We start from the raw sequence: 13,369 nt of genomic DNA, 5'->3' as shown, positions 1-13,369 counted from the left end.
TACATGAAATCCAACATTTCTTTATTAATAGCACAAGCTCTATTCCTATTTTGCTATCAAGCTTTTGGTTACGCCAGTGAAATAGCAATTACTTTTGATGATTTACCTGCTTCAATCGAAGAATCTATAGAGGAACAAGCTCAAATAAATCAGCAAATAGTAAATGCGCTTATCAAATATAGAGTACCTGCAATTGGATTTGTGAATGAAGGGAAACTCTACCGCACTAATGAAACTCAAGAAAAAATAAATCTCCTAAAATTATGGGTGGATAACGGATTTGATTTGGGAAATCATACTTATTCGCATCTGTCCTTAAGTAGCATCACAACCAAGCAATTTAAAGCCGAAGTGACTAATGGCTCTAAAATATCCAAACAATTAATGCAAAGTGCAGGTAGAGAGTACCGTTACTTTAGGCACCCCTACCTTGATACAGGTGAAACATTCAAGATTCGCTCTCAATTTGAGTCGTTTTTAAAACATGAAGGATACCTAGTTGCTCCAGTTACTATAGACACTGACGATTGGAAATTTAACCAACAATTACATGAGTTTCCTCAAAATAAAGACAAAATCATTCAAAGTTACTTGAAACATACACGTGCTAAATTTGCCTTTTATGAAAGCGCATCTAAACAAATGTTTGGTAGAAATATTAATCAGATTTGGCTACTTCATGCCAATCTTGTTAATTCATTAGCCATTGAATCACTCTTAACTATAGCCCAAGAATACGGTTATCATTTTATCAGCCTAGATGATGCACTACAGGATAAAGCCTATCTATCCGCTGATTCTTACTATGCCCATTTTGGGGTTTCTTGGCTTTATAGATGGGATTTTACCCGCGGGAAAGTGGTTGATTGGTCTCAGGATCCAGAGCCTGATAACAATCCATTTATCTCAACTAAGACCATTAAATTTTATGATAAAGATCGCAAACGACTTATTCCAGTTAAAATTTATGTGAGTAATGAATCACAGGGGAAAGCAAATGCTGGTATTATTAAACTACCCGTTGCCATCATTAATCATGGATACACTGTACGCGATACTGAATATTCATTCTTAGCCAATGCACTTGCTGCAAACGGTTATTTTGTTGTAAGCATCCAGCATGATCTAAAATCAGATCCCCCATTAGCTCAAACTGGCAATTTATTTGAGCGACGCAAACCCTTATGGGAACGAGGAAGTACCAATATACTTTACGTAATCAAAGAGCTTAGCCGGATCAACCCCAGTTTAAACTTGTCTAAAGTGACATTAATTGGTCATTCGAATGGTGGTGATATTGCCATGTTGTTTGCAAGAAACCATCCTCAATTTGTGAAAAAAATTATATCATTGGATAGCTTGCGCATGCCTTTTCCACGTACCGGGCTAACACCTATTTTATCGCTGCGTGGAAATGATACTAAGGCAGATGAAGGCGTACTGCCTTCTCAAGAGTCGTTAAAACAATTAGCCATAACAATTATTCCACTACCTGAAGCCAAACATATTGATTTATGTGACCGTGGGCCTGAGGTAATTCAGAAACAAATGAATGCTCTTATTTTAAAGTCTTTGCGAGGCTAGTTTATGAAAAAAATGTTCACCTTGTTCATTTTAATATCTTCCTTAAGCCTTATGGCAGCAGCCAGCATATCGACGAAGATACAAAGTAATCCGCTAGAGGAAAAATACACGAATACATTTAGCTTACATCATACGTTAACCAAAGAGTTTCCTTCAAAGATCAATGGAATCAAATATAACTTATATATTAGTCTCCCCAAAGAATATGATTCTAACAAAAAAGACTATCCAACTATTTACTTATTAGATGCTGATTACAGCTTTGCATTAGCCAAACAAATTAGTGAGCATTTATCTGACCGAAATAGAATCAACGACTCCATTATTGTTGGGATAGCTTATGCAAATCCTAATGAGTATAAGAAAAATAGAACCAGAGATTACACACCAAGTTATGTTGGATCAGGAGGATATGGAGCTGAATATCAAAAATACTCGGGTGGTGCCGAATCATTTTATCGATTTATTCATTCAGAACTTATTCCATATCTTCACCAGACATATAGAGTTAATAAAACCGCTACTTTTGTCGGTCATTCTTACGGTGGATTATTTGGGGTATATTTATTAGTCCACCATCCTGGAATATTTAATCGTTACATTATCGTTAGCCCCTCTCTCTGGTATGATAATCATTTGGTGCTAAAAGCAGCTCAAAAAAAGCAAAATTTTAATCTTGAAGAAAATACTCGTGTTTGCTTTATTATCGGCGACCAAGAAAATAAAGGCGATTACCAAATGATAGATGATTTAAAGTTATTGAATGAAACCATCATGAGCAAGCCTCACAGGAATTTAAGCACTGCTTTTAATGTTCTAAATAATATGGATCATGATACTGTTTTTCCAGGAGCTTTAAGTTTAGGACTTCTAGAGTCTTCATCTGACTTCAAAAAGAATCGACTCTGAACTCAATCAATAAGTCTGTATACAAAGGATAAACGATTATGCTTGCTAAGTGTTCTGTTTTTATTGCTACAAGTCTTAATGGTTTTATTGCAAGAGATGATGGTTCTATTGATTGGCTAACCAAAGCAAATGAGCTTGTGCCATCTGGTGAGGATGGTGGTTATAAAGAGTTCATATCTACGGTCGATGGACTCATTATGGGTAGGCATTCTTTTGAGAAAGTATTATCATTTAATCCTTGGCCTTATGGTGAGCTTCCAGTTGTAGTGATGAGCAGCAAACCCATAAAAATTCCTGTTCATTTAAAACATGTTTCAACCTCCTCCGAAACACCTATTGAGCTCGTGAAGCGCTTAACTGATGAAGGGTTTAAACATCTTTATATTGATGGCGGTATAACTGTCCAGAATTTTATAGCCGCGCATTTAATACATGAATTAACAATAACCATTGCACCAGTGTTGCTCGGCTCTGGGCGTTCGTTATTTGGACCTTTGGCACAAGACATCGAACTGGAGCATATTGAAACTAAATGTATTGGCGGTGGCTTTGTTCAATTGAAATATCGAACTAATCCCTCAATCAAGAAAAGAAATAAAAACAACGTCTACCTTATTTATGATGAAATTTCTGAGTGGTTTGATAGTCACCGCAATAAAGAGCTCAAAATGGAGCAATTTTATTTGGAACTACTACAAAATCAGATTCCATCCAAAGGAACTATTTTAGATGTTGGCTGTGGCACGGGCGAACCCATAGCCCAATTTTTAATGAAACAAGGGTATAAAGTAACAGGCATTGATGCAAGTAAAAAAATGATTGAGCAATGCAAAAAAAGATTCCCAAATGCAAAATGGCTACTTGCTGATATGAGGGCTTTAGATTTGCAAGAGAAATTCGATGCAGTCATTGCCTGGCATAGTTTCTTTCACTTACCTCATGACGATCAACGAAAAACATTAAAATCCCTTGCCTCTTTAGTGGAGCAAAATGGTTTATTAATATTTACTTCCGGACCGGAGTATGGAGAAGTTTGGGGTGATAATGGAGGATATGATTTATATCATGCCTCCCTTTCTTCCGAAGAATATACTCAAATCCTTCTAGAGTGCCATTTTAAAATCCTTGTACATAACGTTAGGGGCCCAGAGTGTGGAGAAGCAACGGTTTGGGTTGCTCAAAAAAATCGACTTTGTCCAGGATAAAATGGAAAGAAACTTATCAAAGCGTCTTCAAATCTCATGCTCAATAATAAAAGGACATCTATATTGTATTCCAGGCCACTAATTTTACATCATACAGACGCTACTGGTAAAATCAGAAACCAAAACTTCATCTTCTAACACAATGACTATTGAACAGAATGAATTAGAGATCAAAAATAATGTCCACCAAAATGTCGGATGGGGACAACCTATTCCACTTTCTCCAATCTTAGCCCCTGACTGTCCTTATCCAGTTGAGGCACTTCCCCCAATTGTAAGAAAAGCCGTAATCGACTATCAACAATATGGACAGCAACCCCTGCCTTTGATTGCATGCAGCGCCTTGGCTAATATGTCACTATCATGCCAATCACTTGCTAATGTGGCGCGAGACAACTATTTAATTAGTCCAGTATCACTTTATTTTTTAATTGCCAGCGGCTCTGGCACCCGAAAAACTGCTGCAGATAATGTTTTTTCGAAAGCAGCGCGTCACTGGGAGACATTGATTCGTAAAAGGCGCGAGCCTGAAGTGTTATCAGCACTAACGCAACATCAAGTATGGCAAATGGAAAAAGATAGTTTATTCTCTCAAATCAAACGTGCAACTTATACGGGGGAAGATTCTGATTATGCCAAAGAAATGCTTGATGAATTAATTCATCAAGAGCCGGAAATTCCTTTGCAACCCACTCTTTATTTTGAAGATGCGACCCAAGAGGCACTGGCCATTCATTTGGCTCAAGGTTGGCCTTCCGCTTCCCTTTGGTCTGATGAGGCAGGCATCATCTTAGGTAGCCATAGCATGCAAGGTAATCCGACTCGTTTTGTAGCTTTGCTTAATCGTTTGTGGGACGGTAAGACATTCACCGCGCATCGTAAAACAACGCAAGGATTTACCATTGAAAATCGGCGCTTAACACTTAACTTGATGATGCAACCGCTTATCTTACAACAACTTACCAAGCAAGCTTCGGGTATCAGTCGACAAAGCGGTTTTTTAGCTCGTTGTCTCATGGCTTATCCTGCCAATAGTATGGGAAATCGATTTTACCAAGAACCGCCTGCTTCTTTGCATTCTCTAACCTATTATGACCAACGCGTCACTGCCTGCTTAAATCAGTCAGAACAATTAAGCCATCAAGGTTGTATTCAACTTCCATTGTTGAAAATGAGTATGGCCGCAAAACAACAATGGATTTTATTTTTTAATGCGGTAGAAGCAGGGTTAAAACCTCAAGGCCAGTGGGTCGATATCGTTGATTTCGCATCAAAAGCGGCTGAAAATACAGCGCGGCTTGCAGCACTTTTTCATCTCTTTGAAGGACGCGATGGGGATATTAGTGTAGAGCATACCGAAAATGCTATTGAAATAATTAATTGGCATTTGCAAGAAGCACGGCGAATTATGCCTACCGAAACCGTTTCTTTGCAGTTTTCCGATGCCCTAAAACTTATGGGCTGGTTTATTGAAAAGAATATTAGTTCAACAACGTTACGAACCATTCAACAATTAAGTCCGTTGCGAGATAAAATAAAACGCGACCATGCAGTTGAATTATTAGTGGAACACAATCAAATACGCATTGTAAAATCAGGTTCAAAAACGATGGTGGAAGTGAACCCTCGTGCATTCAAAGTATAAGTTCAACTTGATACATTAACCATAGTACACCAATTAACAGGAGAAATTTGTGCCCTTTGACATGCTAAAAGAATGGTTGAACAAGGAAAAAGAACGAGGGATTGAGGATCCTTTCTGTGCTGTTTTAAGCACTTGTAGCAGCTTAGGTGATCCTCATAGTCGAGTGGTGGCCATTCGCGAAATTGAAACCGAGAGTCTATTATTTTTTACTCAACAAAAAACACGCAAGGTTGCTGAATTATTAAATAACCCTAAATCCTGTTTAAATTTTTTATTTGCAATGCAGAGCCGACAAGTTATTTTAGAAGGAACAGCAATACCCATTTCCCAAGAAGAAAATGAAGCTTTTTGGAGAACTCTTCCTCGTGAACGCCAATTAAGATTTTCTGCTTATGCCCCTACTTCAGGTCTTGTCATTAAAGATTTAGGCCAATTGGAAACAAGGAAAAAAGAATTGAGTGATCAATTTGCAAGCCTTTCTATCCCTATGAGTGAGGATTATTTTGGCTTCCGCTTCATCCCAAAAACATGGATTTTTTACACAGTCGGCTCCATTTCTTTTTCTGAGGTAATTCGTTATACGAAGATAAGCAACTCTTGGAAAACAGAATTAATTTCCCCATAGGTGATATCATGTACATGCTTTGTTTTTGTGTTCCAGAAACACATTTAGAAATTGTTAAAAATGCTATTTTTGATACAGGGGCAGGAAGTGTGGATCATTATCAGCATTGTGCGTGGCAAACATTAGGCGAGGGGCAGTTTATGCCATTACCTGGCAGCCATGCTTTTATTGGAACAATCAATCAACTTGAGAGAGTGCCTGAATATAAAGTAGAAATTATCTGTACTGAAGAGCAAATCAAAGCTGCTGTTGCAGCCTTAAAGAAAGCTCATCCCTATGAATCACCCTCTTATCAAGCGTTTCGGGTTGAGATGATATAAACAATGATGAACGATTACTTACTAAAAAACTTCTATTTCTCTTTAGGTCTTTTTACAATTCGCTAGACTAGCCCCAAACCTGAGGTTTAACTATTGTTAAGAAATTTCCAACAGTAAACTTGAAAATGCTTTGCAATTGAAAAACCAAGGTTTTGATAGATACGAAGCGCGCTATTATTTTGTGTCGCAACAGTCCGATAACAGTTTTGGTAGTTTTTATCTGAAAAATAATTTAAGCTATAGGGAAGTAAGATCTTTCCAATACCCTGTCCTCTATAATGAGGTGAAACACCAAGTGTTCTGACTTCGCCACACCTACTACGTACATGATCGGTTAAAGTTGGGGTACGGCCCCGATCCTGGTAAAAAGTTATCAAATCTCAGTTTAATTAACCATGTCAGTATTAATATTAATAAAAATATTTTTTTCTCTCATCGGCGGTGGTAAGAATCTGCATTTTTCCATCACTTGCTTATAGTTTTTTCCTCATTAAATAATTAATAAACTTTACGCCGTTTATAGAGACAGTTTGTTCTTTTTCAGTGACATATCCTTTGAATTCCAAGAATTTCTTTGCCGTGATGCTCACATCCGCATATAGCTCTTTCATCCCTAACTCAATAGCTTTTTGTTCTAATGCTTTGAGAAGAGCAAGACCAACACCTCTTGCTTGATAATCTTTATTAACATATCCACGGTCAATATGTCCATTTTTCTCTAAATCAGCAAAGCCAACAATCACGTTTGTTTGTTCTTCTACAGCCACAAGAGTATAATTTCTTTCTAAAGACTCTCTCCATTTTTCCAAATCAGCTTCCTTCGGAGCCCATGTATTTAGCTGCACTTCATCATAATCTTTAGAGTTAATAGAATGAACTGCATCATGAAATAGTTTATAAATTTCTACTTCATCTCCAACAATAAAATTCCTAATTCTAAACGCCATTTTTGAATAACTCCCCATAACTACTAGTAATTACATCAATTTTTGTCATTTTTTAAAAATACATATTTATTATTGTAATGACATTTTGTTACTTCTTTTATGAAACATTAATTCAGTAACAAAAACGAGGGTTTATCTCCTTCGCATTTGATTCTCTCAGTAATTTTTTGAATTATATGTTCCATTTTTTCTGGAGAAATTACATGCGATAGAAGCCGTTTTTGCTGTGTTAATTCCATTAAATTATACCTTAATTACATTGCGATTTTTATTCTTCATTTCCCCACCTTTTAGCAGGAAGGAATCCAATATTTTTACATTCCATAAGGTTCTATAAACTATCAACTCTTATTGGTAAATCTCAATTTCTTGTACTGCATAATGCTATTTATTTTTCATACGATAGAATTTGCACATAACACCATGGCCATACCCATCTTTGTAATATTCCATACCACACTTTTCCATAACACGTTGTGACGCAATATGACCTTCTGGTGCAAAAGCAATAATATATTCTGAGTCGATATTTGTACTAGCCCATTTCAATAGTGCTTCCAAGGCCTCTGAAGCATATCCTTTCCCCCAAAATTTTTTATGCAACAGATAACCTACTTCTATTTCTCCGGTTTCAATTGGACCAAATCCACAACGTCCTATGAACTCTTTTAAAGAATTATCAAAAATAACAAAACAAGGAAGTCCTTTTTCTTTATAAAAACTAACGAATTCTTTTATTCTTTTCGCAGTTTGATCTGTGTCTTGGACTCCATCAGGAAAAAATTTCCTTACTTCTGGATCAGAATTAAGTTCAGCAACCTCTTTTAAATCATCTTCGTTAATTAAACGCAAAATCATTCGAGCTGTTTCAATCTTAGTTGACATGCTATTGACCATATAAATTTTAAGTTACATTCTGTTATCAGATAACTTTCATGTTCTATTAATGAATAGTATTTTCTTTTCTCAATACAATTATTAAGATGAATATATTTTTATTGTAACCTAAATAATTTATGTTTTTTCTCACTCATAATCCTGATATCAATAATTTTTCTTAGTTTATCAATGTCCCTTTTGATGGATACTCAATATTTAGCTGATCGCGCATCACCTCTGAGAGGTTTCCATATATCGCTACATTTGCTACATCTTATTGATGAAAGATCTATATTGCCTTGTAAGTTGCCTGTGTAAAAGGATTATATCACTATCCCTGCATCAAGATACCCCACAAATATGTAGCAATAACCATGCTACATAGACACTACTATTTGCTACATATTGCAACCAAAAATAAAATGCACGTGCTATTTCATTTTTTATCATTTTCCTTTTTTATATAAGAATATTTTAAATTAGGAACTCTTTACAAAAAATGGCGGCGTACAAAAATAAGCAACACCAGATAACTCAGACCACTCCTCATGACATCCTCTTTTGTATATTTCGGGATGTGTTTTTTCAGCATTTGAAATGTAGCATGGCGTAGCAATATAGTAGCAATTTTTTGCTACAAATAATTGATCGAATTTGTAACAGAAAAAATGCATTACTCTATGATTTCATAGATAATTTCATCTGGATGGTTTGAATGATTTGATGATCGTGTAGCAATGTAGCAGAATACCTGGAAATGACTGAATGAACCTTACTGAAATAATACTAATGGCAAATATAATCTCCTGCCCCGCTATCTAGGTTAGCCTTATTAAGGCGCAAGGATCTTTTAGATTTATTGATAACTTTTGATCGATAATTCTACTTAATATAAAATCAGCACAGGGTTTTACAAGCACATTAATATCATCCCAATATTCATCTTCCAAACCAATGCATATGTGTTTCGCTCTGTTCATCACGGGCTGATACATTTTAGGTAGACGATCAATCACCCAATCTGCTGCTATAGGTTTCGATCGAATCTCATTAGTTTCTAATGTACTCCAAATCCGTGCATAGGTTAGTAATACATTTCGAGTGTCCTGTTCAAGTTCCGCTGAAAGTCTATCAAGATCATGAAGCATCGCGTTTATAAAGTCGCTATATGGGACCGGGTCTAATAGTTGCTTAGGGCTTTCCCCCATCAATGTATGACTCTTCAATAAGACCTGCGTGATAATCAGCGCAAGATCCGGCATTGCACGATCAGACCATGGTTCAAAATTTCCCATTTCAAATGATGAGCGAAGCCATTCGCCATATTGGAAATCAAAAAGGGGTGGATAAATCCAAGGATTAATTGCGACCCTTTCCACAAGGGTCATTTCTATAGGTGGCTTCGTACTTTTCATGTAAATGCCTGATATTTGGAGTAGATGGTTAGTCAACTCCATCTTTTCTTTTGACGTTGTGGTACGATTTGTTACAACAAATAAATCAATGTCACTGTATTTTTGCAAACCACCTATAAGATAAGAACCATAAAGATAACTCCCAAAAGCTCTGCGCCTAAAATCTTTGTTAGTACCTCAAGACATTCATTGAGTTGTTGCTTTACATCACTGTTGTTTTCCATCATTAACACTCAGCCATTTTTTAAAATCCTTTAACAATGCTTCTGCTTGAGCAATACAAGTTATTACTGCACTCTCAGGAATAATATCGCCAGAATAATCTGCAATATTGCGTTGTTTACGCATAGCATCCAATATAATCACTGTTTTTTTATCAATACCTAAAGTCTGAGGCAATAACTGAATCATCGTTTGATGATGTCCTGGTTTAGAAGTCAAGGTTCGATATCCATGAGATTGAAGTGCTGCATTTGCTATTTGCATAATTGCTTTATAGGCAGCATCAAAGCGATTCTCCGCGCTAACCAAGTCAATTTTTGAATCCACAATATTACGTTCAGCAGCATGCAAAAGCCGATTTATGGTATCTGGGTGAGGTGGTATTTTTTCCAGGCTGATGCCAATTAAATTATCCAAGGTCATGTTCAGCTCCCATAATAAATAGCTTGGGATTATTTAAAACCTCCTGAATGAAAAGATCTTGTTTTTGTAAAGATGACTTCCATTGTTCCCTGGAATATATTTTGGGGTTAATTTCTCTCCCTAAACTCGCTTGGGCAGCATAAAGAGCTGCAACTGCTTCTGTAAAATCAACCTCACCAATAATAAGCACATCAATATCACTTCCAAGGTTTTCGGTTCCTTTGGCCACCGAGCCAAAAACAAAAGCTACTTCAATTTTTTCAGCTAATGGAGTTAAAAAATCAAACAACACATCCACCAAACCAGACGTTTTCTTTAAAATGCTTGAAAGCTCCGTATAAATAGGAAAATTTCGATTTGCTTGGTAATAAACTTGATTACCGCTCTGCTCGCGCAGAAGTACTTTGGATTTAGCAAGTTTGGATAGTTCTCGATGAAGTGTACCCGCTGTGGTATTCGTTAACCGCGCAATCTCTCGGACATGATAACGCTCATCAGGATGCAGCAATAAAAGTGCCAGCACACGCCGCCGATATTCAGAAAACAATATTGAAGTATCAAACATGATTTTTATGTTGAAGCCAACTAAGCTTCAATCATAGCCTAAAAAGCTACACCATTCAATCAGATAAATAAGAAAACCATAAAAAGAAATATCCGTTATAAATCAACTATCCACTGTATCAGTTTAACACGCAACCAATGACCTCAATGATCTTGTAGATATCGAAACTTAAGGGCTCAGTCTTGAGAAAGCATGAAATGGTATTTCCCAATTACGTAATTGTCTTATTGGAAATAAAATGGGGCCTTGAAATTAAAGTTCTTTTCAAAAATCAATAAACACCTACTTCTATTACCATGGCTTCATATTAAAAGGAGATGGGTTAAAAATTTCTTGTTCCCCATCCTCAGATGTATTATGTATCTCCTCATTAGCTTCTTGTTTGGAGAGTTGATTTTTATTAGACGGTCTTGGTTCTCTTGAAAGTGGACTTGCAGTAAGGCCTTGCTCTTTCGTTACCTCATCTCTTTCTTGTGCTTTCGGACTGGGTACGGGCACTAAATTATTTGCTAGCTGTTGAATAAATGCATCGTATAAAGCTAATGTGGGCATGGTAATGCGAAGAGAACATATGCTTCCCTCCTCATCTTGAAGGATTTGTATGCAATCATCAGAAAGATGATTTTCTTCTTTAAATTCATTGAATTCTTTTATAATCGCTTCCATGAATTTTTTTAATTCTTCTCTTTGTTCTTCAGTTAATTTACTAGGTTCACATTGTAATTTAATTGAAAGAGTCATTGATACGCGATCACTATCAACCAGCAATAATCCTTTGGCGATCAATTCCGCAATTATTTCTGGGTCAAAACCAGACTCTAAATCAAGTTCTTCTGAACCAAACACGCCTACCAATTCATCTTCAGACCCAACTGCTTTGCCAGGTTTAGTTAGGAATTTAACTTCACCAGGACTCGCTTTTTCCTCAGATGTCTTCTTATCAGAGGTGGCACTATCACCTCCGCTACCACCTGCGCCATGTCCGGAACAAAGGCGCTTAGGTGCGATTTCTTTAAAACAAGTCCCGCAGCGTACTTTTGCACCTTCCTCAGCAGCCTCTTTTTTTTCTGCTTCCTTTCTAAATTGTTGTAAAGCTAATGCTATAGAGGAGGTTTTGGGTTCATCTGCCGTTATGGATTCAAGGACAGGCTGATGTTGTTCTTTGTCTTTTTTCATGAGAATACTCCAGTGCAAGTTCATAATGGTTTCATCCGAATAAAGATTTACTTATCTGTTATTATACCGAGTTAAAAAAACCCAATTGTATATATAATGTACATTAATTGGGTTGCTCGTTTCTTCGACTTAAAACATCGAGTACATAATCCCAAATTTTACCTGCTACATTAATTCCTTTCCCATCAGATGGATTGAGATGTAATTCAATGTAAGGGAAGCTATTATTTTCAATAATTCCAAATTGTTGCTTATGCCATGGAAGAGAAATGTCCTGACAAATAAAATCAAGACCTGTAAGCGGTATATTGAGTATTTTATGTACTTTTTCCAATAACAGTTTATTCTCAGGATGTATCAGGTCGATAACAGTACTGATTTTTGCACCACTACTCATAGTAACTTTTTTGGCAATAAAGATTTGTTGTCCTTTGTTTATTACCGTATTAAGAGCAACTCCTTGGGCTGCCAAAATTTTCATTAAGTTGCTATTTCGAGTAATTTTGTAGGGATATTCACCATGTCCTTCTTTCCACGTAACTTTATTTTTTTTATCAATTAACTCTTGAAGTGTAGTTACACCATCGCCAACAATGCTCTCAGGTTGTCGTCTCACACAAGCGATTAATGAATCATTAATAATTAATGACCGATAAACATCACCAGGAATGTGTTTTTCAACCAGCACGCGAAAATCAACCTGCTTTACTATTTTTATCGCTTCTTTTAATTCATTTGGAGTTTGAATAGTACATGAAGTATGAATACTTAGAGATTCAGATAGTGGCTTAACCACAAGAGGAAATCCCAATGAGATACCATAGTTGTAGGCGTTTTTGCTGGAAATAAAAACCCTCCCTAAGGGGCAGGGAATTTGGCTATCTAATAATTTTTTCTTGAGGCTCCATTTATTATCATATTTAGTATCCTCATCAAAGCGTGTATTTTTTTGAGAAATAAGAGAGATTGGAGTCTGTATGAAATAATATTTTTTCCTATTGTAGACCAACTTAAAATACAGAGTATGCAAGTTAGATTCCTTAAAATTATACAGCTCTAGCCCTCTTTTTTGTGCTTCATCCCAAAATGCAAGGACACTGTTATTGAATTGTTTCCTATCAATGGTCTGAGTCTTGGTATATAGTTTTATTTTTTGGAAAATATTAATGACCAACTGATTTAATAGGTTATTGAATCGTAAAAAATCCTGCTCTGATAGGAGAAAGAGTTTAGATAAAAGATAGATAAATGGATTGAATATAAAATAATGGAATAAATTAAAAAATTTTCTTCGAAAATGAGAACGTTTTTCGGGATAGCAATGCTCACAATGTTTATTGTCCATATACGCTGTGGGAACAGGTTTTAATGATTTGCAAATGTCACGTGAAGATTTGATTTCTTTATGTTCATCAAAATTTTTAACATAAGCGCTCATAATTTATCTCCACAGA

Annotated in this window: 14 protein-coding genes; 6 read left to right on the top strand and 8 right to left on the bottom strand. The window is 36.2% G+C overall.

The genetic code is table 11. The features are described from left to right. Nucleotides 1-3 precede the first annotated feature (3 nt). From ACWTE2_RS16965 to ACWTE2_RS16940, 6 genes are all read left to right on the top strand, one after another. Complete coding sequence (locus tag ACWTE2_RS16965; protein WP_014845075.1) at nt 4-1,584, top strand: alpha/beta fold hydrolase; 1,581 nt, start codon at nt 4-6, stop codon at nt 1,582-1,584. Nucleotides 1,585-1,587: 3 nt separating this feature from the next. Further along, nucleotides 1,588-2,493 carry an alpha/beta hydrolase gene (locus ACWTE2_RS16960; protein WP_014845074.1) on the top strand — a complete coding sequence of 302 codons (906 nt, stop codon included), beginning with the start codon at nt 1,588-1,590 and terminating at the stop codon, nt 2,491-2,493. Nucleotides 2,494-2,531: 38 nt separating this feature from the next. Further along, the gene (locus ACWTE2_RS16955) at nt 2,532-3,698 is read left to right on the top strand and encodes a methyltransferase domain-containing protein (protein ID WP_014845073.1); all 1,167 of its coding nucleotides are present in this window, start codon (nt 2,532-2,534) and stop codon (nt 3,696-3,698) included. 142 nt (nt 3,699-3,840) lie between these two features. Beyond that, complete coding sequence (locus tag ACWTE2_RS16950; protein ID WP_014845072.1) at nt 3,841-5,343, top strand: YfjI family protein; 1,503 nt, start codon at nt 3,841-3,843, stop codon at nt 5,341-5,343. Nucleotides 5,344-5,392: 49 nt separating this feature from the next. Further along, the gene (locus tag ACWTE2_RS16945) at nt 5,393-5,968 is read left to right on the top strand and encodes a pyridoxamine 5'-phosphate oxidase family protein (RefSeq protein ID WP_014845071.1); all 576 of its coding nucleotides are present in this window, start codon (nt 5,393-5,395) and stop codon (nt 5,966-5,968) included. Nucleotides 5,969-5,976: 8 nt separating this feature from the next. Beyond that, on the top strand, nt 5,977-6,288 hold the full coding sequence (locus ACWTE2_RS16940; protein ID WP_019350456.1) for a YqfO family protein: 312 nt from the start codon (nt 5,977-5,979) through the stop codon (nt 6,286-6,288). Between the two features lie 86 nt (nt 6,289-6,374). On the opposite strand, the gene ACWTE2_RS16935 is transcribed toward ACWTE2_RS16940, so the two are convergent. The 8 genes from ACWTE2_RS16935 to ACWTE2_RS16900 form a co-directional block, all read right to left on the bottom strand. After that, complete coding sequence (locus tag ACWTE2_RS16935; protein WP_076547508.1) at nt 6,375-6,665, bottom strand: GNAT family N-acetyltransferase; 291 nt, start codon at nt 6,663-6,665, stop codon at nt 6,375-6,377. 96 nt (nt 6,666-6,761) lie between these two features. Further along, nucleotides 6,762-7,235: a GNAT family N-acetyltransferase gene (locus tag ACWTE2_RS16930; protein WP_014845069.1), complete on the bottom strand. Its 474-nt coding sequence runs from the start codon at nt 7,233-7,235 to the stop codon at nt 6,762-6,764. 384 nt (nt 7,236-7,619) lie between these two features. After that, nucleotides 7,620-8,120 carry a GNAT family N-acetyltransferase gene (locus tag ACWTE2_RS16925; protein ID WP_014845068.1) on the bottom strand — a complete coding sequence of 167 codons (501 nt, stop codon included), beginning with the start codon at nt 8,118-8,120 and terminating at the stop codon, nt 7,620-7,622. Nucleotides 8,121-8,932: 812 nt separating this feature from the next. Continuing rightward, nucleotides 8,933-9,529, bottom strand: coding sequence for an aminoglycoside adenylyltransferase domain-containing protein (locus tag ACWTE2_RS16920; protein WP_019350459.1), 597 nt, complete (start codon nt 9,527-9,529; stop codon nt 8,933-8,935). A gap of 207 nt (nt 9,530-9,736) precedes the next feature. Further along, nucleotides 9,737-10,174 carry a DNA-binding protein gene (locus ACWTE2_RS16915; RefSeq protein ID WP_019350461.1) on the bottom strand — a complete coding sequence of 146 codons (438 nt, stop codon included), beginning with the start codon at nt 10,172-10,174 and terminating at the stop codon, nt 9,737-9,739. After that, the gene (locus tag ACWTE2_RS16910) at nt 10,161-10,739 is read right to left on the bottom strand and encodes a nucleotidyltransferase domain-containing protein (protein ID WP_014845064.1); all 579 of its coding nucleotides are present in this window, start codon (nt 10,737-10,739) and stop codon (nt 10,161-10,163) included. Before ACWTE2_RS16910 ends, ACWTE2_RS16915 begins: the two co-directional genes overlap by 14 nt. Nucleotides 10,740-11,030: 291 nt before the next feature. Beyond that, nucleotides 11,031-11,915, bottom strand: coding sequence for a hypothetical protein (locus ACWTE2_RS16905; protein WP_014845063.1), 885 nt, complete (start codon nt 11,913-11,915; stop codon nt 11,031-11,033). A 103-nt stretch (nt 11,916-12,018) separates the two neighbouring features. After that, nucleotides 12,019-13,353: a hypothetical protein gene (locus ACWTE2_RS16900; RefSeq protein ID WP_014845062.1), complete on the bottom strand. Its 1,335-nt coding sequence runs from the start codon at nt 13,351-13,353 to the stop codon at nt 12,019-12,021. Between the last annotated feature and the right edge of the window lie 16 nt (nt 13,354-13,369).

This window comes from Legionella nigrisilvae, assembly GCF_977063395.2.
Note: the sequence above shows the minus strand (reverse complement) of the source record. Positions and strands in the feature narration are given on the sequence as shown.

Bases quoted from the DNA above. Each gene is read 5' to 3' on its own strand.
- ACWTE2_RS16925 (WP_014845068.1), bottom strand. From the start codon at position 8,120: ATGTCAACTAAGATTGAAACAGCTCGAATGATTTTGCGTTTAATTAAC.
- ACWTE2_RS16900 (WP_014845062.1), bottom strand. From the start codon at position 13,353: ATGAGCGCTTATGTTAAAAATTTTGATGAACATAAAGAAATCAAATCT.
- ACWTE2_RS16940 (WP_019350456.1), top strand. From the start codon at position 5,977: ATGTACATGCTTTGTTTTTGTGTTCCAGAAACACATTTAGAAATTGTT.
- ACWTE2_RS16905 (WP_014845063.1), bottom strand. From the start codon at position 11,915: ATGAAAAAAGACAAAGAACAACATCAGCCTGTCCTTGAATCCATAACG.
- ACWTE2_RS16950 (WP_014845072.1), top strand. From the start codon at position 3,841: ATGACTATTGAACAGAATGAATTAGAGATCAAAAATAATGTCCACCAA.
- ACWTE2_RS16965 (WP_014845075.1), top strand. From the start codon at position 4: ATGAAATCCAACATTTCTTTATTAATAGCACAAGCTCTATTCCTATTT.
- ACWTE2_RS16915 (WP_019350461.1), bottom strand. From the start codon at position 10,174: ATGACCTTGGATAATTTAATTGGCATCAGCCTGGAAAAAATACCACCT.
- ACWTE2_RS16920 (WP_019350459.1), bottom strand. From the start codon at position 9,529: ATGAAAAGTACGAAGCCACCTATAGAAATGACCCTTGTGGAAAGGGTC.
- ACWTE2_RS16960 (WP_014845074.1), top strand. From the start codon at position 1,588: ATGAAAAAAATGTTCACCTTGTTCATTTTAATATCTTCCTTAAGCCTT.
- ACWTE2_RS16910 (WP_014845064.1), bottom strand. From the start codon at position 10,739: ATGTTTGATACTTCAATATTGTTTTCTGAATATCGGCGGCGTGTGCTG.
- ACWTE2_RS16930 (WP_014845069.1), bottom strand. From the start codon at position 7,235: ATGGCGTTTAGAATTAGGAATTTTATTGTTGGAGATGAAGTAGAAATT.
- ACWTE2_RS16955 (WP_014845073.1), top strand. From the start codon at position 2,532: ATGCTTGCTAAGTGTTCTGTTTTTATTGCTACAAGTCTTAATGGTTTT.